The sequence below is a fragment of the Nitrobacter hamburgensis X14 genome (genome assembly GCF_000013885.1).
GTDB lineage: Bacteria > Pseudomonadota > Alphaproteobacteria > Rhizobiales > Xanthobacteraceae > Nitrobacter > Nitrobacter hamburgensis.
Genome location: NC_007964.1, coordinates 1993377 through 2012356 on the forward strand (window position 1 = coordinate 1993377; position 18980 = coordinate 2012356).

General features: G+C 63.1%; 19 protein-coding genes. 11 read left to right on the forward strand and 8 right to left on the reverse strand.

Features of this window, described 5'->3' with window-relative positions; genetic code table 11:
* The first annotated feature begins 17 nt into the window (after positions 1–17).
* Complete coding sequence (surE, locus tag NHAM_RS09165) at positions 18–785, forward strand: 5'/3'-nucleotidase SurE (protein WP_011510288.1); 768 nt, start codon at positions 18–20, stop codon at positions 783–785.
* Positions 786–876: 91 nt separating this feature from the next.
* Here surE and NHAM_RS09170 read toward each other — a convergent pair whose 3' ends face one another.
* On the reverse strand, positions 877–1257 hold the full coding sequence (locus tag NHAM_RS09170) for a response regulator (RefSeq protein ID WP_011510289.1): 381 nt from the start codon (positions 1255–1257) through the stop codon (positions 877–879).
* Positions 1258–1539: 282 nt separating this feature from the next.
* Here NHAM_RS09170 and NHAM_RS09175 point away from each other — a divergent pair, with 282 nt between their 5' ends.
* From NHAM_RS09175 to chrA, 3 genes are all read left to right on the forward strand, one after another.
* On the forward strand, positions 1540–2193 hold the full coding sequence (locus NHAM_RS09175) for a protein-L-isoaspartate(D-aspartate) O-methyltransferase (RefSeq protein WP_011510290.1): 654 nt from the start codon (positions 1540–1542) through the stop codon (positions 2191–2193).
* 156 nt (positions 2194–2349) lie between these two features.
* Positions 2350–3699 carry a peptidoglycan DD-metalloendopeptidase family protein gene (locus NHAM_RS09180; protein WP_011510291.1) on the forward strand — a complete coding sequence of 450 codons (1350 nt, stop codon included), beginning with the start codon at positions 2350–2352 and terminating at the stop codon, positions 3697–3699.
* A 251-nt stretch (positions 3700–3950) separates the two neighbouring features.
* Positions 3951–5141 carry a chromate efflux transporter gene (gene chrA / locus NHAM_RS09185; RefSeq protein ID WP_011510292.1) on the forward strand — a complete coding sequence of 397 codons (1191 nt, stop codon included), beginning with the start codon at positions 3951–3953 and terminating at the stop codon, positions 5139–5141.
* A 56-nt stretch (positions 5142–5197) separates the two neighbouring features.
* On the opposite strand, the gene NHAM_RS09190 is transcribed toward chrA, so the two are convergent.
* Positions 5198–6160, reverse strand: coding sequence for an ATP-binding protein (locus tag NHAM_RS09190; protein WP_011510293.1), 963 nt, complete (start codon positions 6158–6160; stop codon positions 5198–5200).
* Positions 6161–6351: 191 nt separating this feature from the next.
* Between NHAM_RS09190 and yajC the strand changes: the two genes are divergently transcribed.
* The 5 genes from yajC (at position 6352) to NHAM_RS09215 (ending at position 10782) form a co-directional block, all read left to right on the forward strand.
* Positions 6352–6753 carry a preprotein translocase subunit YajC gene (gene yajC, locus NHAM_RS09195; RefSeq protein ID WP_011510294.1) on the forward strand — a complete coding sequence of 134 codons (402 nt, stop codon included), beginning with the start codon at positions 6352–6354 and terminating at the stop codon, positions 6751–6753.
* A gap of 45 nt (positions 6754–6798) precedes the next feature.
* Positions 6799–8400, forward strand: coding sequence for a protein translocase subunit SecD (gene secD / locus NHAM_RS09200; protein WP_011510295.1), 1602 nt, complete (start codon positions 6799–6801; stop codon positions 8398–8400).
* Between the two features lie 16 nt (positions 8401–8416).
* A complete protein-coding gene (gene secF / locus NHAM_RS09205) occupies positions 8417–9439 on the forward strand; it encodes a protein translocase subunit SecF (protein ID WP_011510296.1) in 1023 nt (340 codons plus the stop codon).
* Positions 9436–9822 (forward strand): Mth938-like domain-containing protein, encoded by a 387-nt coding sequence (locus NHAM_RS09210; RefSeq protein ID WP_011510297.1) that lies wholly within the window; start codon positions 9436–9438, stop codon positions 9820–9822. The genes secF and NHAM_RS09210 overlap by 4 nt, the downstream gene beginning before the upstream one ends.
* Positions 9823–9918: 96 nt before the next feature.
* Positions 9919–10782, forward strand: a complete 864-nt coding sequence (locus NHAM_RS09215) for a phytoene/squalene synthase family protein (protein ID WP_011510298.1) — start codon at positions 9919–9921, stop codon at positions 10780–10782.
* Between the two features lie 6 nt (positions 10783–10788).
* On the opposite strand, the gene NHAM_RS09220 is transcribed toward NHAM_RS09215, so the two are convergent.
* From NHAM_RS09220 to NHAM_RS09230, 3 genes are all read right to left on the reverse strand, one after another.
* Positions 10789–11889, reverse strand: a complete 1101-nt coding sequence (locus NHAM_RS09220) for a serine/threonine protein kinase (protein ID WP_011510299.1) — start codon at positions 11887–11889, stop codon at positions 10789–10791.
* Between the two features lie 27 nt (positions 11890–11916).
* Positions 11917–13350 carry a methylenetetrahydrofolate--tRNA-(uracil(54)-C(5))-methyltransferase (FADH(2)-oxidizing) TrmFO gene (gene trmFO, locus NHAM_RS09225; protein WP_011510300.1) on the reverse strand — a complete coding sequence of 478 codons (1434 nt, stop codon included), beginning with the start codon at positions 13348–13350 and terminating at the stop codon, positions 11917–11919.
* 287 nt (positions 13351–13637) lie between these two features.
* Entirely contained in the window at positions 13638–14561 is a 924-nt protein-coding gene (locus tag NHAM_RS09230; RefSeq protein ID WP_011510301.1) for a DUF2189 domain-containing protein, read from the reverse strand.
* Between the two features lie 397 nt (positions 14562–14958).
* On the opposite strand from NHAM_RS09230, the gene NHAM_RS09235 reads away from it, so the two are divergent.
* Entirely contained in the window at positions 14959–15333 is a 375-nt protein-coding gene (locus tag NHAM_RS09235; RefSeq protein ID WP_011510302.1) for a DUF3597 domain-containing protein, read from the forward strand.
* 101 nt (positions 15334–15434) lie between these two features.
* Here NHAM_RS09235 and NHAM_RS09240 read toward each other — a convergent pair whose 3' ends face one another.
* Both NHAM_RS09240 and NHAM_RS09245 read right to left on the reverse strand, forming a co-directional pair.
* Positions 15435–15707: a GNAT family N-acetyltransferase gene (locus NHAM_RS09240; RefSeq protein ID WP_041357884.1), complete on the reverse strand. Its 273-nt coding sequence runs from the start codon at positions 15705–15707 to the stop codon at positions 15435–15437.
* Between the two features lie 93 nt (positions 15708–15800).
* Complete coding sequence (locus NHAM_RS09245) at positions 15801–16082, reverse strand: GNAT family N-acetyltransferase (RefSeq protein ID WP_011510304.1); 282 nt, start codon at positions 16080–16082, stop codon at positions 15801–15803.
* 329 nt (positions 16083–16411) lie between these two features.
* Between NHAM_RS09245 and NHAM_RS09250 the strand changes: the two genes are divergently transcribed.
* Positions 16412–16822, forward strand: coding sequence for an NADH:ubiquinone oxidoreductase subunit NDUFA12 (locus tag NHAM_RS09250; protein ID WP_041357886.1), 411 nt, complete (start codon positions 16412–16414; stop codon positions 16820–16822).
* Between the two features lie 235 nt (positions 16823–17057).
* Here the strand turns inward: NHAM_RS09250 and NHAM_RS09255 are convergent, their stop codons facing one another.
* A complete protein-coding gene (locus NHAM_RS09255; RefSeq protein ID WP_011510306.1) occupies positions 17058–18728 on the reverse strand; it encodes a FecR domain-containing protein in 1671 nt (556 codons plus the stop codon).
* Between the last annotated feature and the right edge of the window lie 252 nt (positions 18729–18980).

Here is an 18980-nt window from a genome sequence, read left to right on the forward strand (position 1 = left end):
AAAAGGCAACTTCACGAATGCGGATTCTCTGTACCAACGACGACGGCATAAACGCGCCGGGCCTCGAGATCATCGAGCAAATTGCAAAGGACCTGTCCGACGATGTCTGGGTAGTTGCACCCGAGTACGATCAGTCCGGCGTCTCGCATTCGCTGTCGCTGAACGATCCGCTGCGGCTGCGCGAAATCGGACCACGTCATTTCGCGGTGAAGGGGACGCCGACCGATTGCGTGATCATGGGATCGCGGCACATCCTCGGCGAAAAGGGGCCGGATCTCGTACTCTCCGGCGTCAATCGGGGCCGCAACCTCGCCGAGGACGTGGTTTATTCCGGGACCATCGCAGGCGCTCTGGAGGGCACGATGCTCGGGCTGCCGTCGTTCGCGCTGTCGCAGGAATTCAGCATGGAGACTGGCGACAGGCCGGTGTGGGAAACCGCGCGCAAGTTCGGGCCGCAGATTCTCCGCAAGGTGATCGACGTCGGCATTCCCAAAAACACGGTGGTCAATATCAATTTCCCGGCCTGCGCGCCGGAGCAGGTGGTCGGGGTGCTGGTGACGCGGATGGGCAAGCGCAATCTCGGTTTCCTCAAGATCGACGAGCGCCGCGACGGCCGCGGCAACCCGTACTTCTGGATCGGATTCGAGAAGGCCGACGTCGTGGATACCCCGGCGGCGGGTACCGATCTCGCGGCGATAGCGGCGCGGTGCGTCTCAGTGACGCCGCTGCGGCTGGATCGCACCGATGATGCATTCGTCGAGGTCCTGACAGCGACCTTGAAGTAGGGCGCTCCGTCCCGTTCTCTTGCAGAGAGAATGATATGTCCGACGCGAAGCCACCGGCGATCTTGCCGCCGGCTGCAATTGCTCAGGCCACTCAGGCTACAGCGCTGCCTTTGAGCGTGCGCTCGATCATGGCGGCGAGGCCCTCCATCTGGAAGGGTTTCTGCAACGCCGGACGGTCGCGATATTCGGGCGGCAGACCCTGCGTGCCATAGCCGGTTGCGAAGATGAAGGGCCGGTTGCGTGCCTCGATCACCTCGGCCACCGGGGAAATCAGCTTTCCGTTGACGTTGACGTCGAGGATGGCGATGTCAAAGTCCGTGGTCTGCGCGAGCTTGAGCGCTTGCTCGATCTCGCCGGCTTCGGCGGCGATGCTGTAGCCGAGCTCCTCCAGCATATCCGCGACCATCATGCGGATCATGGCCTCGTCCTCGACGAGGAACACCGAGCCGCCGGGCGGCTTCGCTGGTACCATGGTGGAAATCCCGATCCCTTGCCAAATTGCCAGCACAGAGTCGCAAATTACACGGCCGAAGGCAATGCGCGAAGCCGTCGCTGGCGCGAATGACAAGATATTGTCGGCCCGGTTGCAGCCGGCCGATGGATCTCCGGACCGCCTGAACTGGCGCGGCCGGCCCGTTCCGTCGCCGAACAAAAATTTGTCCCGCCGGATTGACCCGGCTGGCGATCCGCGCAGATTGCATCAACTTATCTTGATAACCGCTGTGGCCAAACGCCAGCGCTTCAGAGTTCGCCCATGTCCCCCGCCGGTCCGCCGCCGCCCGAGAAGATGATGTTTCAGCTCAGCCTGCGGCGACGCGGCATCAGCGATCAGCGCGTCCTGCGCGCGATGGACAGCGTCCCGCGCGATGTCTTCGTGGAGTCGGACGATCGCGACGATGCCTGGCGGGATACCGCGCTCGGCATCGCCTGCGGCCAGACCATCAGCCAGCCTTTCGTCGTCGCCTACATGACCGAGCGGCTGGAATTGCGCGACGACCACCGGGTGTTGGAGATCGGCACCGGCTCCGGCTATCAGGCCGCGATCCTGTCGCGTCTGTGCCGCGAGGTCGTGACCATCGAACGGTTTCGCGTGCTCGCCGATCGCGCCCGCGCCCGGCTGGAGCAGCTCGATTGCGATAACGTCGAGGTCATGCTGGGCGACGGATTCGACATTCCAGCCGGGGCGGGGCAGTTCGACCGCATCATGGTGACGGCGGCGATGGAGCAGATTCCGGACGCGCTGACGGCCCGGATCGAGCCCGACGGGCTTCTGATCGCGCCCGTCGGCCCGCACAACGGACGGCAGACGCTGATGCTCCTCCGGCGGACCAACGCCGGACTTGTCCGCAAGGAGCTGATCGACGTCCGCTTCGTGCCGGCGCTGCCGGGCATCGCCCGCGAACTTTAGCCACCGGGAATGGCCGTCTCGAAGTTCAGTTGCGGCCGCAACGCCTTGTGTCGTCGGCGTTAATTTTCAAGGCGGCGGCGTGTCACGGTTAAAGGCTTGTTTACTGGGAGCATGTTTACTCAAATTGGTAATTATGTTGCGTACGAGTGAGTAACCATGTCCCGTGTCGTCGAGTTGCTTTGCTCGCGTCGCGTACCGCAGGTCGCGGTGCTGGCGCTGGTATCGATCGGTTTTGCCGGATGTAGTGCGGACATGTCCTCGCGCCTGGCGCAGATCGACAGTCATCCGCAGCAGTCAAATCATTTCGGATGGCAGCGCGATGCCACCGGCTCGGTGGCCGCAGCGCCCGTGGCTCCGGTCGAACGCCGCGAGTTGCCGCGATATTCGCGGCCGCAATATCAATCCCAGCCGCTGCCGCCGCCGATCTCGACGCCAGGATCCTACCCGGTATCATCAGGCGTATCGGCCGGCGGGCGCGACACACGCTCGTATGCGCCTCCCGCGCGTCCGGTCGAGTCGACCGGCGCTGTCGCGGCGCGGGACGGCTGGAATCGCGGTGGCGGCACCCCGATCATCGTCGGCACCAGCGATACGCTGGAAGGATTGTCGCGCCGCTATGGCGTCTCCACCGCCGAAATCCTCAAGGCCAACGGCTACCGCGGTCCGCGCCGGTTGCAGCCGGGCCAGCAGTTGATCATTCCAAAGCGTGCGACGGCGGCGGACACCCATGCCGCTCCGGCTGCGAAGCCCGTCGCGGTCGCGGCGGCTGCGTCCGGCGTCCACTACGTCAATCGCGGCGACACGCTGATGAGCATCGCGCGCCACAATCACATTTCGGTCGGCGAACTCGCTCGCGCCAACGGCCTGCAATCCAGCACGAAACTCAAGATCGGCATGAAGATCACGGTGCCGACTAAGGCCGCCGCGGTGGCCGCGCAGCCTGTTGTCGCTGCGGCCGCGCCTCCCGCCGCGCCAGCGCCTACGCCTACGCCCGCACCTGCGGTTCACGTTGCGGCGGCTGCACCCGCAGGTCCGGTGCAGAAGGTCAACCTCGCGGTTGCGACGGCGACGCCCGAAGCGGCCGCGGTCAAACCCGCCGTGAAGGCCGCCGAGGCGACCGGCGCATTGCCGACATTCCGCTGGCCGGTGCGCGGCCGCGTGATCGCCGCCTATGGCGCCCGGACCAACGGCAAATCCAATGACGGCATCAACGTCGCTGTGCCCGAGGGCACGCCGGTGAAGGCTGCCGAGGATGGCGTCGTTGCTTATTCCGGAAACGAACTCAAGGGTTACGGCAACCTGATCCTGGTTCGGCACCCCAACGGTTACGTGACCGCATATGCCCATGCGAGTGAGCTGTTGGTGAAGCGCGGGGATACCATCAAGCGCGGCCAGGTCATTGCCAAGTCGGGTCAGTCGGGCGAAGCGGCGTCGCCGCAACTCCACTTCGAGATCCGAAAAGGATCTACACCGGTTGACCCGCTTCAATTCCTCAACGGGGCGTGAGTGTCTCGGAGCGCAGACGCTTCCCGGACCTCTTAATTCTGCATCGGCCGCGCAGTCTGCTTCGCGGCCGATGTCGTTTGTGATCCTCGCTGCAGCTCCACTTGCGAGATCGAGCCGTGCGCTCAAGATAATATAATGCTTGCCGCGGTATTGGTTCTGGCATCAACCGATACGGTATGTCGTTTTAAAAGGCGGCTGGCCATGAGGAATCTGCCGGGGAAATCGACGATGCCCATGGTTGGTGCGGTCACATGACGTCTCCCGCGCATGAGCGGGGCGCGGGCGAGGTGTTTGCGGCGTTCTTGAAGCTCGGCCTGACATCGTTCGGCGGTCCCGTTGCCCATCTCGGCTACTTCCGCAACGAGTTCGTGGACCGGCGGAAATGGCTTGAGGAAAAGCGCTTTGCCGATCTGGTGGCCCTGTGTCAGTTCCTGCCGGGCCCCGCTTCCAGCCAGGTCGGCATAGCCATCGGCCTGGCGCGGGCCGGTTATGCCGGTGCAGTTGCGGCCTGGATGGGTTTTACGCTGCCGTCAGCGCTGGCGCTGGTTTTGTTCGGCTACGGTGTGTCCTCATTCGGGGGCGCACTGGGCAGCGGCTGGCTGCATGGCCTGAAGGTCGCTGCCGTCGCGGTGGTGGCGCTTGCGATTCTCGGGATGGCGCGAACGCTGACGCCCGATCGTGAGCGTGCCAGCGTGGCTGCGCTGGCAGCCGTCACGGCGTTGACGATCAATTCAGTCTGGGGACAGATCGGTGCGATCGTTGTCGGCGCTGTCGCCGGCATGGCCGTGTTGAAGCGCGAACCCGTGCCGGCCGATCACCTCGGCTCAACGCCGTCAACGGGCAGGGCGATCGCAATGCTCGCGCTGGCGGCATTTGCCATTCTGCTGGTGGGATTGCCGGTCGTGTCGGCCGTCTCGGACAATGCGGACATGCGGCTCTTTGATACGTTCTTCCGCACTGGTTCTCTTGTGTTCGGCGGCGGACATGTGGTGTTGCCGTTACTCCAGGCACAAGTGGTACCGCCGGGATGGGTGGATAACGATGCGTTTCTGGCCGGGTACGGCGCTGCGCAGGCCGTGCCGGGACCGCTGTTCACCTTTTCGGCCTATCTCGGGGCGGTGATCGGCGGCTGGAAAACCGCTGCGCTGTGTCTTGTTGCTATCTTCCTGCCGTCTTTCCTGCTGGTCATCGGCGTGATGCCTTTCTGGGACGAATTACGGCGGCGGGCCGCGGCCAGGGCGGCGCTGCGCGGCATCAACGCCGCGGTGGTCGGCCTTTTGCTGGCCGCCTTTTACAATCCGGTCTGGACCTCGGGCATCCTGTCCAGGGGAGACTTCGGACTGGCCGTGGTTGCCTTTGTGTTGTTGCTGCTGTGGCGAACGCCGCCCTGGCTGGTCGTTATGGTCTGCGCCGTCTGCGGCGAGCTGCTGGCGGCGCTGTAAATTTGAAGCGCGCTGTTATTGCAGGCTCGCGATAAAACCAGTTCTCGCCAGGCCGTTTACTTCGCCAGACGCACGCCCTGTCGCCCTGCGAGTTCCTGCGTGAACTGCCAGGCGACGCGGCCGGAACGCGAGCCGCGCGTGGTCGACCATTCAAGTGCTTCCCGCTCAAGCTCGGAGTCGTCGAGCGTGATGCCGAAGTGAGAGCAATAGCCGCGCACTATCGCGAGATATTCGTCCTGACTGCAGCGATGAAAGCCGAGCCAGAGGCCGAAGCGGTCGGACAGCGAGACCTTTTCCTCGACGGCCTCGCCGGGATTAATCGCGGTCGATCGCTCGTTCTCGATCATCTCGCGCGCCAGCAGGTGTCGGCGGTTCGATGTCGCATACAGGATGACGTTGTCCGGGCGTCCCTCGATGCCGCCCTCGAGCACCGCCTTCAGCGATTTGTAGGAGGCATCATTGCCGTCGAACGACAGGTCGTCGCAGAACACGATGAAATGGAAGTCCGATGAGCGCAGCAGCTCCATCAGGCCCGGCAGGCTCTCGATATCCTCGCGGTGAATTTCGATCAGCTTGAGCTGACCGCCGACCGCGGCGTTGACGCTGGCATGTGCCGCCTTGACCAGCGACGACTTGCCCATGCCGCGCGCGCCCCAGAGCAGGGCGTTGTTCGCAGGCAGGCCCTTGGCGAAGCGTTCGGTGTTCTCGATCAGGATATCGCGCATCCGGTCGATGCCCTTGAGCAGGCCGAGGTCGACGCGGCTGACCTGTGGGACCGGCATCAATCGTCCGTCGGGATGCCAGACGAAGGCGTCGGCACGCGTCAGCACCGCGCGATTGTCGGGCCGTTCCGCCGCGGAAGACATGGCGGCGGCAATCACTTCGAGCGCGCGCGCGATCCGCTCCGCGGCGGCGGGCGCCGCGGCCGATACCAGACCTTTTGTCGCGCCGCTGCCCCGGTTGCCGGAGCGAGCCCCAGGCGCCGTGCGGGAGCCGGCTTTCCGTGACTTTTTTGCCATCTTTGCCTTTCCAGAGCGGGCACCCTTAGCGGGGTGCCCCGGCTCCTGCAAGCAGCCGAAATCATGAGGCCCGATCAAGGGTCTGGCGGCGTTGCAATTGGGACCGTGGCCGTTATAGTCCGCGCGAATTTGCCCCCGACCGGCCGACTTTGCTGTCGCGCCGGCCTGCCCCGTTTCAAGGAATCGTCCGAATGTTCATTACTCCCGCGTTTGCTCAGGCCGCTGGTGCCGGCGATACCAACAACTTGCTGATGTCGCTGCTGCCGTTCGCGCTGATCTTTGTCATCATGTATTTCCTGATCATCCGGCCTCAGCAGAAGAAGGCGAAAGAGCACAACGAGCTGGTGAAGAATATCCGTCGCGGCGACATCGTCATCACGACAGGTGGTCTCGTCGGGAAGGTCACCAAGGTGGTGGATGACGACCAGATCGAGTTCGAGGTCGCGGACGGCGTCCGGGTGCGGCAGATGCGGCAGATGATTTCGATCGTCCGCGCCAAGGGCGAGCCGGCCAAGGGTGAACCAACAAAGGGTGAGCCGACAAAGGGGGGCGCCAAAGGCGAGGGCGCCAAGGACGACAGCGCCGCGAGCTAAGTGGGCCCGGAGGCGGTCATTCCTGGTATCTGACGGGTTATCTCGATGTTGTATTTTACGCGGTGGAAGGCACTGGCGATCATCGTGACCGCCCTCGCGATCTGCCTGTGCGCGGTGCCGAACTTCTTCCCCGAAGCACAGGTCAAGACCTGGCCGAAATGGGCGCAGCGCCACCTCGTTCTGGGGCTCGATCTCCAGGGTGGCTCGTATCTGCTGCTTGAGGTCGATTCCAACTACGTCAAAAAAGAGAAACTCGACCAGGTCCGCGACGACGCACGCAAGGCGCTGCGCGACGCGCGGATCGCCTATACCGGCCTTGCCGCCAAGAACGGCGTGGTCGAGGTGCGCATTAGCAAGGAGGAGGAATTCCAGACGGCGCTCGGCAAGTTGCGCGAGTTGTCGCAGCCACTCGGCGGTCTGCTCGGCTCCACTGGCCAGCGCAGCCTCGAAGTCAGCAGTGCTGACGGCGGGCTGATCCGCATGACGGTTCCGCAGGCCGCGGTCACCGACCGCATCCGCCAGTCGGTCGAGCAGTCGATCCAGATTATCGAGAAGCGCGTCAACGAACTCGGCACCGTCGAGCCGCTGATCCAGCGTCAGGGCACCGATCGTATTCTGGTGCAGGTGCCGGGATTGCAGGACCCGACGCGGCTGAAGGAAATTCTCGGCAAGACCGCCAAGATGGACTTCCGCATGGTCGATTCGAGCGTGTCGCCCGAGCAGGCCCTTCAGGGCCGGGTTCCTGCCGATTCCGAAGTGCTGATGAGTTCGCAGGCGCCCAAGACGCCTTACGTCGTCAAGAAGCAGGTGCTGGTTTCCGGCGGCGACCTGACCGACGCCCAGCCCGGATTCGATTCGCGCACCAGCGAGCCGATCGTGACCTTCCGCTTCAACAGCAACGGCGCGCGCAAGTTCGCACAGGCGACGTCGGAAAACGTCGGGCAGCCATTTGCCATCATACTCGACAACGAGGTGATCTCGGCGCCGGTCATCCGCGAACCGATCACCGGCGGCTCCGGGCAGATTTCCGGGAATTTCACGGTGCAGGAGGCCAACGACCTCGCGATCCTGCTGCGCGCCGGCGCGCTGCCGGCGCCGCTGACAATCATCGAGGAGCGCACCGTCGGTCCCGGCCTTGGACAGGATTCGATCGAAAAAGGCGAACTCGCGGCCTATGTCGGTTCGATCATGGTGATCGTGTTCATGCTGCTGACCTACCGGCTGTTCGGTGTGTTTGCTAATATCGCGGTCGCCATCAACGTCGCCATGATTTTCGGCGTGCTGTCGTTGCTGAACGCGACGCTGACGCTGCCCGGCATCGCCGGGATCGTGCTGACCGTGGGCATCGCCGTCGATTCCAACGTGCTGATCTATGAGCGTATCCGCGAGGAAGTCCGCGGCGGCCGCACCGCGATTTCGGCGATCGATGCCGGCTTCAAGCGGGCGCTGGCGACGATCCTGGATTCCAACATCACGACCTTCATCGCTGCCGCGGTGCTGTTCTATATCGGCACCGGCCCGGTGCGCGGCTTCGCCGTGACGCTCGGCATCGGCATCATCACCACGGTGTTCACCGCGTTCGAGGTGACCAGGCTGATCGTGGCGACATGGGTGCGCTGGAAGCGGCCGCAAAACGTACCGATCTGATGACGCGGAGCCGGCTGTGACCCACTGGATTTTACTCGGGCTCGGTGCCCTCATCGTTGTGCTGACCATCGTCAGTTGGTTCGGCCTGCTGCCATCGCTGCGGATCGTTCCCGACGATACGCATTTCGATTTCACGCGCTTCCGCCGCATCAGCTTTCCGATTTCCGCGGTGCTTTCGATCGTCGCCATCACGCTGTTCTTCACGCACGGCCTGAATTTCGGCATCGATTTCAAGGGCGGCACGCTGCTCGAAGTGCAAGCCAAGTCGGGCGAGGCGGACATCGCGACGATGCGCACGACGCTGAACAAGCTCGGTCTCGGCGAGGTCCAGCTCCAGCAGTTCGGCGGCCCGACCGAAGTGCTGATCCGCGTCGCCGAGCAGCCGGGCGGAGACGCCGCGCAGCAGGATGCCGTGCAGAAGGTGCGCGGTGCGCTGGGCGAGAGCGTCAACTATCGCCGGGTCGAGGTGGTCGGCCCGCGGGTGTCCGGCGAATTGCTCGCCTATGGCATGTTGGGCCTGATACTGGCGATCCTCGGCATCCTGATCTATCTCTGGTTCCGGTTCGAGTGGCAGTTTGCGCTCGGCGCCATGGTTGCGAACGTTCATGACATCGTGCTGACCATCGGCTTCATGTCGATCTCGCAAGTCGACTTCGACCTCACCAGCATCGCGGCGCTTCTGACCATTCTCGGCTACTCGCTGAACGACACCGTCGTCATCTACGACCGGATTCGCGAAATGCTGCGGCGCTACAAGAAGCTGCCGATGCCGGAACTGCTCAACGAATCCATCAATTCGACGCTGTCGCGCTCGATCATCACCCACGTCACGGTCACGCTGGCGCTGCTCGCGTTGCTGCTGTTCGGTGGAGCGGCCATTCACAGCTTCACCGCGGTGATGATGTTCGGCGTGGTGCTGGTCGGCACCTACACCTCGATCTTCATCGCTGCGCCGATCCTGATCTATCTCGGCGTCGGCGATCACCGCGTCGACGTCGAGGAGAAGCTGGTCAAATCCAAGAAGCCATCGAAGCCGTGAGCGCCGACCAGCCGGACGCGCCGCACCTTCCGCGGCCCGCGCCGATCGAGGCCTATGGCAGCGGCGGCTTCCGCTTCGATACCATGTCGCATCGCGGCTCGCTGCTGTGCCTGCCGGACGGCATCTGGGCGTGGCCGGTGACGCGGCCGGATGACATCGACCGCCATGCGCTGGCGCGGGTTTTCGCGGGCGCTGCCGGAATCGATACCCTGCTGATCGGTACCGGCACCGAGGTCTGGCTCGCTCCAACCGACCTGCGCGAGGCGCTGCGCCGGCATCACGTCGCGGTGGACATCATGCTGACCGGGCCTGCGATCCGTACCTACAACATCATGCTGGGCGAGCGGCGCCGGGTCGCGGCGGCGCTGATAGCCGTTCCATGACAACCTCACCGCTTTGGCAGCGCCTGACGGCGCTGGTAGCCGTGCCATGACAAACGCGATCTCGAGGCAGCGCCTGACGGCGCTCATCGTCCTACCATGAGCGGTGCGGCATCGGAGAATTCGTCCGCGGCGTTCTGTGCAGACCTCGTGCGCAACCACGATTTCGAAAACTATGCGACGACGCTGCTCGCGCCGCTCCGTTGCCGCCGCGCGCTGCTGGCGCTTTATGCTTTCAACGTCGAGATCGTCAGGGTCAGGGAGCAGATCACCCAGCCATTGCCGGGCGAAATCCGTCTGCAATGGTGGCTGGACGTGCTCGTGGGCGCGGGACACGGCGGCGTTGAAGGCAACCCGGTCGCCGCCGAACTGCTGCTGGCGATCCGGGACCATGGTCTGCCGGTCGAGCGGTTGTCGCGACTGATCGAGGCGCATCAGTTCGATCTCTACAACGATCCGATGCCGGACCTGGCGGCGTTGGAGCAATATCTCTTTGATACATCGTGCGCGTTGTTTTCGTTTGCCTCGTGTATCGTCGGACACCAATCCGATAAGACGGATCATCTGGCGCGTCACGCGGGTCTTGCGCGCGGTATCGCGCAGGTGATTGCGATGCTGGGTTTCGACGCGTCGCGGCGTCAGTCGTACGTGCCGCTGCAATTGATGGAGCAACATGGCAGCGCTCTGGAACAGGTGTTCGCGGGGCGGGACACACCACCGCTTCGCGCAGCCCTCAGCGGACTGGCCGATGAAGCACGATCGCATCTGGATGCGGCGCTGGCTCTGCTGCCGGAGCTGCCGCCGGAGTCGCGGACGGTGTATCTCCCGCTCGCGCTGGTGCGCCCCGCATTGAAACGCATGGCTCAAGCCAACGTCGATCCCTTCGTGCCGCAGGCTGCATCGCGGTTGCACATCTTGTGGACGTTGTGGCGGGCGTCACGCACGACGATGTTTCGTGCCTGAACAAGGTCAGGATGGCAGCGCCTGGTCGGTTGACTCGAAATTGAACCTGTCGCGCAGGTTTTTCCGGCTCTCGAGGATACCGCGGAAAAATTCGCGGTCCGCGGGGCTGGTAATGAGCGGTTCGATCAAATCGATCTGGTTCATCGCGATGAGCTGGAGGATTTCCGTGCGCACCTTGCCGCCGGCATCGCGCGGCAGGCGCGGTACGATCTGAATGTGTTCCGGCGGCTTTGGATCGTTTGCGGCTGCGAGCGTAGTCCGCAACTGCGATTCCAGCCCGGCCTGATCGGCTTCTACAAACGCATAGAGACCGACACCGCTCCGACGATCCGCGAAAGCAACGATCGCCGCATCGCGCACCGCCGGGTTGTCCCTGATGCGCGCGATCAGCACGGGGGCGTCGTTGACGAGGCGCCGGCCGCCGCCTTCGCGGTCGGTGAAATTGAACACGCCGCGTGTGATGGCCTGGTAGACTTTCTTGCCCGTCATCAGCCACGTCCGCGCCACCAGCGATTTGCGCGCAAGTATCTTGTGCTCGCGCGGTGTCAGTGTGTCCGGCGCGTAGGTGCGCTTGTGCTTCAGAAGATGCCGCAGGTCCTCGTAAGCGGCGATGCGAAACAGCCGCGACCGCCGCTTGAAACAGGCCGCGAGTTGAAAGTCGGTCAGGTAGGCGCGACCGTCACTGCCGCGCAACCAGTTCTGTTCCTTGGCGAGATCGTTGTGGCAGATGCCGGCGCGATGCAGCTTGCGCAGCGCCGCCTTGGCAGACTGGAAGTAGGCGCGGTCGCCATGAGGCCTGGCGAGATGCAGCGCCACGCCGTCGATGAAGCCGCGCACCAACGCCTGCCGTCCGGCCCATAGCAAATCCGGCCCGACGGCGAGGCCGCCGGCGCGTTGCAAGGCCCGGCGTTCGCGCGCGAACAGGTGACGCGCGACACCATAAGACCACCACGGCACCTGGTCGAGCCGCCGCAACACCGCCTCGACCTCGCCGGAAGCAGCGCGAAAACGTCCGCGCTCCACGGTGGAAAACACGTCGCGTTTCAGCAGAACGCCTTCGGTCCACGTTGCGGACAGGAATGCGGCGTCCTGTGTCGGAAGGGGCATGAACGGTCCTGAAACGGTCTGTTGAACTTATGCGGCGGCCGCAACGCGGAGCGCATCCGCGATCCAGCGATCGAGGTCCGCGAGCGCGCGCGCACTGATAGCCTGCTTTTTCGCGATCGTCTTCTCGTTGCCGCGCAGCCGCGTGCCGTCCGGCTTCTTCGCTGGCGGATTGGCAAGCGGCGGAAACAGTCCGAAGTTGATGTTCATCGGCTGGAATGAGCGAGGCCCGGCGTCGATGCTTTCGATGTGACCGCCGGTGATGTGGCCGAGCAGCGCGCCGAGCGCCGTGGTCGGCGGCGGAGCCGCGAGGCTCCGCGCCCGCGCGTCCGACGCGGCATAGAGGCCGGCGATCAGGCCGATAGCGGCGGATTCGACGTAACCTTCGCATCCCGTCATCTGCCCGGCAAAGCGCAGCCGCGGCTCGGCGCGCAAACGCAACTGGGTGTCGAGCAGCTTTGGCGAATTCAGGAACGTGTTGCGATGCAGGCCGCCGAGGCGGGCGAACTCCGCGGTCTCGAGGCCCGGAATGGTGCGGAAGACGCGGGTCTGCGCGCCGTGCTTCAGCTTGGTCTGGAAACCGACGATATTGTAAAGCGTGCCGAGCCTGTTGTCCTGACGCAACTGCACGATGGCGTATGGCTTCACTGTCGGATCGTGCGGATTGGTGAGGCCGACCGGCTTCATCGGCCCGTGGCGCAGGGTCTCGCGGCCGCGTTCGGCCATGATCTCGATCGGCAGGCAGCCGTCGAAGTAGGGCGTATCGATCTCCCAGTCCTTGAAGTCGACCTTCTCACCCTCGATCAGCGCGTCCACGAAGGCGTGATACTGCGCCTCTGTCATCGGGCAATTGATGTAGTCGGCGCCGGTGCCGCCCGGACCGACCTTGTCATAGCGCGACTGGAACCAGGCCTTCGACATATCGATGGAGTCGCGGTGGACGATCGGCGCAATCGCGTCGAAAAAGGCCAGCGCGGATTCGTCGGTCAATGCGCGGATCGCTGCGGCGAGGGGAGCCGAGGTGAGGGGACCCGTGGCGACGATGACGTTGCGCCAGTCCGCCGGCGGCAGGCCATCGACCTCAGTTCGGTTGATCTCGATCAGCGGATGATCATCGAGAGCTTTGGTCACGGCGGACGAAAAGCCGTCACGGTCCACCGCGAGCGCTCCGCCGGCCGGAACCTGATTGGCATCGGCGCAGCGCATGATCAGCGATCCCAGCCGGCGCATCTCGGCGTGCAGCAGTCCGACCGCGTTGTTGGCGGCATCGTCGGAGCGGAACGAATTGGAACAGACGAGTTCAGCGAGGCCGCCGGTCTGGTGCGCCGCCGTCATCCGGTGCGGCCGCATCTCGTGCAGCACCACCCGAACGCCGTGATTTGCGACCTGCCAGGCGGCTTCCGAGCCGGCGAGGCCGGCGCCGATGATATGGACGGCAGAGCAGGAGAGTTCGATCTGTGTCATGGCTGAAGGGGTAGCGCGTTTTCCGGCGAAGGGGAATCGCGTTTGCTGCCGCAGCGATCGCAAAGATGACAGCGTGCCTTACCGTGTACGATTTGCATGAGACCAAGCAAAACATGGGATCGGCAATAAAGATGAATATGCATTCATTATTATTGCCGATCCGGCGCTGTCAACCGGCAGCGGTCTGGCCGTGCTTGCAATCGCAAGACCCCGGCTTCAGAGGACTTAACGTTCCTTTGAAGCCGGGGATTGCATTCCGTTTTCGGTCGCGACCGAAAAGCGGATTACTATTGATCGGTCCGTCTCCAGTAGTGCCACTGGAAGAGTACCGACGGGAAGTCGGCGGCGTAGCGCTTTTCGATCTCCCTTTCCGGGATTTCGTGCGATGCCGACGTCAAAGGGGTCTCGATCGCCTTACGATAGAGATGCCACGTCGCATGACCGAGCAACGGCATCACGACCGTGAGGCCGAGGAAGAACGGGATCGACCCGAGCACCAGCAGGACGGCAACGATCAAACCCCATTCCGCGGCTGCGATTGGATTTTTCGCGACCACGCGCATCGACGTCAACATGGCATCGGTCATGTCGGCGTGCTGGTGGAGCATCAGCGGGAACGACACGATGCTGATGCACAAGGCGACGGCTGCAAACAGGAATCCGACGCCGCAGCCGACCATGATCAGGCGCCAGCCCTCGGGCGTGGTGAAAACCCGCGTGACGAAATCGGGAATCGCCGATGCGGGTGTATTGCCGAAGGTGGACACATAGATCGCGTGCGCGGTTGCCACCCAGACAGCGAAAATGGCAAGCAGCAGCGCGCCCAGTCCAAGCATCGATCCGAACGACGGTGCCCGCAACACGCGGAACGCGTGCCAGGCGGACGCCTCCTTACCGAGTTCGCGCCGATAGCTCAGTTCATAGAGTCCGAGCGCCGCAAACGGCCCGATCAGGGCAAAGCCGGCGGCGATCGGAAACAGCAGCGGCAAGACCGAGTAACCAAGCACCGTCCGCGCTAGCAGGATTCCGAGTATGGGATAGATCACGCAAAGGACGATGGCGTGGCTCGGCACCGCCTTGAAATCTTCCCAGCCCAGCCGCAACGCATCTAGAAGGTCGGAGAAGCCGATGTGGCGGATCACGGGTCCGTCTACACCGACCGCCCCTGATTGTAGGCGTGTCGTGATGTCTACAGGATAAGAGGTGGCCATGTTCTTGTCTCCCTTTCTCCGGGCCGATCCTCGGGCCTCCAGAAGGCGCGAGTTAGCCCCTTCGGAAACGATCACGATCAAGCCCAGACGCGAGAGCAAGGAACCTGGTCTTGCCGCGACCTGTTAGGCAATTCTAATTCCTGTTGTCGATTTTCGTTGCTCACGGTTCAGTGAATTTTTGCCAACGCGGAGAGGGCAGAGAGCAACGTCATCTGGCTTTCGATTGCAGCTACGAGCGGATGCCCGCGAAGCGCAGATTGCGACATTGTGATGTCGTCTGCGGCGGGGAGGGCCCAAAAGCTGCGCTGGCGGCCGGGCATTGCCACATTGGCAAGTCGCAACGCGGCGGTTACTCTTTTCCGCGATCCGGCGGAAACAGACGCGAGGGAGCGGCACAATGAGCATATTTGGAAAGATCATGGGCGCCATCTTCGGTACGCAAGCCGAAGCGGCAACACCGGCAGGTGAAACAGGCGGCGGTACCGCCACCTCGTCGGGCGGTGCGGTCGCGAGCAGCGTCGATGTCGCTGCCATTCTCGACAAGGCCGTCGCCGCCAAGAAGGAAAAGCTGGAATGGCGGACCTCGATCGTGGATCTGATGAAGGCGCTCGATGTCGATTCCAGTCTGAGTGCCCGCAAGGAACTGGCAAAGGATCTGAAATACCCGGGCGACGCTAACGATTCCGCGGCGATGAACATCTGGCTGCACAAGCAGATGATGGCTCAGCTCGCAGCCAACGGGGGCAAGCTGCCGCCCGACATGAAACACTGATGCGATTGTTGCCAGGCGCGAGTGTGCATTCCGGAAGATTTGGTAACCGAAGGGCGTTCGTATGTGATGAGATCGCAAACGTGAGAGTCTGACGCGCGGCTTCAGATCGCGCGGTCGGCTTCTTCCGGATGCTTGTCGAGATAGGCGGCCACGAATCCGCAGCCGGCGACCACCTTCAGACCCTCGGCCCGGATCAACGCCAGCGCGCCCTTCACCAACGCCGAGGCAATGCCGCGGCCGCGCAGCTCGCGCGGCGTTTCGGTGTGGGTGATGACGACCGTACCCGGCGCGAGGCGGTAGTTCGCAAAAGCAACGCCGCCTTCGGCTTCCAGTTCAAAACGGCCCATGGCTTTGTTGTCGTGGACGGCAGTCATGTCCGCGCTCAGATCCGTCCGGTAAGCGACGCATGTCGTGAGCCGCGATGGATAGCTCAAGCCTCATCCTTCGCGACGGCGTTGCGCGCATCCTCACAAATTCGGCCTCAGCAGATCGTCATAATCCGGATGCTTCTCAAGCCAGTCCTTCACGAAGGGGCATTGAGCGCGAGCCCTGAATCTATCAGCGCGCACCTGATCCAGCGCGCCCTTCACGAGTTCTGAGCCGATGCCCTTGCCTTCGAGTTCGGGCGGCACCTGGGTATGGGTGAAGACGATGACTCCGTCCAGAAATCGGTAGTAGGTTGCGGCAACATGCCCGTCCACTTCGATTTCGTAGCGATGTTTTTCCATGTTGTTGACGACTTCGGACATTTCGCAGCCTTTATATTTCTTATGCCTGAAAGCCACATTCAGAGTTTTAGCGAGGCAGTCAACTGTCGCGGGCCAACCACGCTCGTCATAGTTGGCGCCCGCGGACGTCGTCGGGAGAGGGACACCCAAAATATCCGCGAAACACGTAGGGTAGGTTAGTTGAAGGCGTAACCCGCCAATATCTGGATGCCACAAGTTGCAACGGTGGATTGCGCTGCGCTAATCTGTCCTGCCGCATCACGCCTTTTGGCAGCGGCTGCGCTGGACAAGACGGCAGCGGGATGCCATCAAATCAGGGTGTCATGACACTTCCGCGACGGATTCCAGCAATGAAGCAGTTTTTCCTCAAGCTCTTTACCTGGTGGAATAGCCAGACCTTCGGCACGCAACTCTGGACGTGGCGCTTTGGCGAACTAGTCGGCAAAGACAACCAGGGCAACTGCTATTACCGGACACGCGGCGGGAAGATCGACCCGACGCTCGGCTTCGAGCGGCGCTGGGTGATCTATAATGGCTACACAGAAGCCAGCCGCATCCCGCCGGAGTGGCATGGCTGGATGCATCACGTCGTCGATGTACCGCCGACCAAGGAGAACTATCAGCCGCGCGAATGGCAGAAGCCGCATGTGCCGAACATGACCGGAACGCCCGCGGCCTATCGGCCGCCCGGCTCGACGCTGGCGAGCGGCCGCCGTCCCGCAGCGACCGGCGATTACCAGCCCTGGACGCCGGGGCAATAGAGCGGTTTGCGTTTTGATGGAAACAAACACTGATCCGTCACGGTCGGGCTTTATGCCGGGCAGGATGGGTTGCTGATTCGTCTGACCCAAACCCGCTCGAGAGACGGCGCGTTGTCGGTATCGGCTCGTGGCTTTCGATCCATCCACATCGCAATCACAACGGCCACAATGCGTTACGCCTGACGGCATCGCCGCGGCACGGTTGGCCGAATGCGGCGGTACCGGCTGAGCGATATCAGCGCTGGCTTGCCGCGAAAATTCCGCTGCCGAGGTAGTTGTCTTTGGTACTGGAAATCGCGACGCTCCCGCCCATTTCGCCGACTGGGCTGCGCGCGCCCTGGAAGAAGCTGCCTTGCAGGGCCATGCTGCGACCGTCGACGCGGACGTTGGTACTGTCGATTGTGCCGCCGAAATAACGCCGGTCGTCGGTGTTAAAATTCACGTTGCCTGTATAGTTGGTGTTGTCGAGATTGGTCACGCTCACCGCGCCGGTTCGCGCACCGAAATCGACGGTGTTGGAGAAGTTGCCGGCGGCGAAGCCCGCGTTGCTGTTCACGGTGGCAATGACATGGCCGGTGTAGGTTGCCAGGCCCGTCGTAGGCACGTCACCGATGCTGCCCACTGGCCGACCGGCGACCCACCAGCCGACTATGCCTTCTGAAGGCGAAGCAGTGGGGCCATTGGTGGTGGTGGTGGCCGATCCTGTCTCTACCCAGAGTCCCCAGCGTGTATACTCGCACTGACACGGAGTCAGGTTGGGAATTGCGGTAGAAATGGCCTGCAGAACGGTTTGATTGTCTGTGGTTCCTAGCGCACCGTTGGACGAGATCGCGACGAAATTTTTATAGTCGCCATAGCCGCCCGTTGTGGGATCGAACTGGAATATCCGGGTCGAAGTGTTCGGATTTGAAGGGTCGGAAACCGTCACGGCTGCTTGCGCCGTGTTGGCCGTGGCATCGAGACCGATATTGACCGTCCCGGTCAACGAGTGGCCCGCGATGATATCCATGCCACCGGCATATCCGGTCAGCGTCACAGTTGGCCGTGGAGTGTTATCAACGGGCGGTGGATTGTCGTTGCCTGTCGGCTGATCGTGCACGAATTGCTGCACAGCAGCCGACTGACTGGACGTCTGCACCGACTGGGTGAAGGCCGACGAAATCGCATTGATAAGTTCGACGATCGGCGGAGGCGTTGTCGGCACATTCGAGCCGGTTACCGATCCGCCGGGCGACCCGGTCGCCTTTTGCTCGGCGGACGCGATATTTTTCGCCGATGCCGTGCCCGCGCGTACGCCGCCCGTTTGGCCGGCGGCGCTCTGGAATGCCGCGATCAGTTGCTGCACGAATCCCGGTGGCGGCAGTCCGGGCGGCGTCGGCGGTCCGCCGGGTTGTGTCTGGGTGAATTCGCCCGCGCCCAGCGACACGGTCTGCCCGCCGGAGCTGACGGTCATGGTGCCGTAGCCGGAATAGATGCCGCCCTTGCCGTCGGTCATCATCACGCCGCCGCGAATGCCGATCAAAGCCGACGCGGTCTTGATCTCCGCATCGCCGTTGTGGCTGATCTGGCCGCCGACGAAACGCAGCGCGCCCTTGCCGAGGGTCGCCGCCAGCTTGCCGGTGTTGGCGCTGGGATCATAGACGTATTCGTCGATCGTGATGTCGCTGTTCGGACCGATGGTCATCGAGGTTTTGTCGAGGAACAGCAGTTGCACCGAACCGCTGGACTTGGTCTGGATGCGTTCCTTATGAGCGATCGACTGACCGATGGTGATGGTCTTGAGGTTGGCGGTCGCGGCCGGATTGACCGCCGAGGCCGTGCCGACCTGCTGGGCCTGCGCCATCATGCCGCCGAGCGCCAGCGCAGTCGCCGTCATCGCAATCCGAAGCGCCCCCGTCCGGCTCATGGCAATTCCCCGACACGCAAAAACTGAAAGGCGAGTATAGCCTTAAGTATAGCCCTGAATACCCCGAATGCGCCAACCCCGGACGCTTACCAAATACCGTTGGAGATGCGAATCATCGTATCTGTTGCCTCAAGTCCACTGCTCAAAAATCCACTGTTTGCTTCGGCCTCTTGGTGTCGCCGTCGATTCGATGCCAATGCGCGGTACGCTTCCCGCGTATCTCCCGTTCGAATTGTCGCCACGGACGATCCG

Excerpts from the sequence above, each read along its gene's own strand:
- chrA (WP_011510292.1), top strand. The coding sequence starts at position 3,951 with ATGACGTCTCCCGCGCATGAGCGGGGCGCGGGCGAGGTGTTTGCGGCG.
- NHAM_RS09245 (WP_011510304.1), bottom strand. The coding sequence starts at position 16,082 with ATGTCCGAAGTCGTCAACAACATGGAAAAACATCGCTACGAAATCGAA.
- NHAM_RS09255 (WP_011510306.1), bottom strand. The coding sequence starts at position 18,728 with ATGAGCCGGACGGGGGCGCTTCGGATTGCGATGACGGCGACTGCGCTG.
- secD (WP_011510295.1), top strand. The coding sequence starts at position 6,799 with ATGTTGTATTTTACGCGGTGGAAGGCACTGGCGATCATCGTGACCGCC.
- NHAM_RS09220 (WP_011510299.1), bottom strand. The coding sequence starts at position 11,889 with ATGCCCCTTCCGACACAGGACGCCGCATTCCTGTCCGCAACGTGGACC.
- NHAM_RS09215 (WP_011510298.1), top strand. The coding sequence starts at position 9,919 with ATGAGCGGTGCGGCATCGGAGAATTCGTCCGCGGCGTTCTGTGCAGAC.
- NHAM_RS09190 (WP_011510293.1), bottom strand. The coding sequence starts at position 6,160 with ATGGCAAAAAAGTCACGGAAAGCCGGCTCCCGCACGGCGCCTGGGGCT.
- NHAM_RS09170 (WP_011510289.1), bottom strand. The coding sequence starts at position 1,257 with ATGGTACCAGCGAAGCCGCCCGGCGGCTCGGTGTTCCTCGTCGAGGAC.
- NHAM_RS09230 (WP_011510301.1), bottom strand. The coding sequence starts at position 14,561 with ATGGCCACCTCTTATCCTGTAGACATCACGACACGCCTACAATCAGGG.
- NHAM_RS09250 (WP_041357886.1), top strand. The coding sequence starts at position 16,412 with ATGAAGCAGTTTTTCCTCAAGCTCTTTACCTGGTGGAATAGCCAGACC.
- trmFO (WP_011510300.1), bottom strand. The coding sequence starts at position 13,350 with ATGACACAGATCGAACTCTCCTGCTCTGCCGTCCATATCATCGGCGCC.
- yajC (WP_011510294.1), top strand. The coding sequence starts at position 6,352 with ATGTTCATTACTCCCGCGTTTGCTCAGGCCGCTGGTGCCGGCGATACC.
- NHAM_RS09175 (WP_011510290.1), top strand. The coding sequence starts at position 1,540 with ATGTCCCCCGCCGGTCCGCCGCCGCCCGAGAAGATGATGTTTCAGCTC.
- NHAM_RS09235 (WP_011510302.1), top strand. The coding sequence starts at position 14,959 with ATGAGCATATTTGGAAAGATCATGGGCGCCATCTTCGGTACGCAAGCC.
- NHAM_RS09240 (WP_041357884.1), bottom strand. The coding sequence starts at position 15,707 with ATGACTGCCGTCCACGACAACAAAGCCATGGGCCGTTTTGAACTGGAA.
- NHAM_RS09180 (WP_011510291.1), top strand. The coding sequence starts at position 2,350 with ATGTCCCGTGTCGTCGAGTTGCTTTGCTCGCGTCGCGTACCGCAGGTC.
- surE (WP_011510288.1), top strand. The coding sequence starts at position 18 with ATGCGGATTCTCTGTACCAACGACGACGGCATAAACGCGCCGGGCCTC.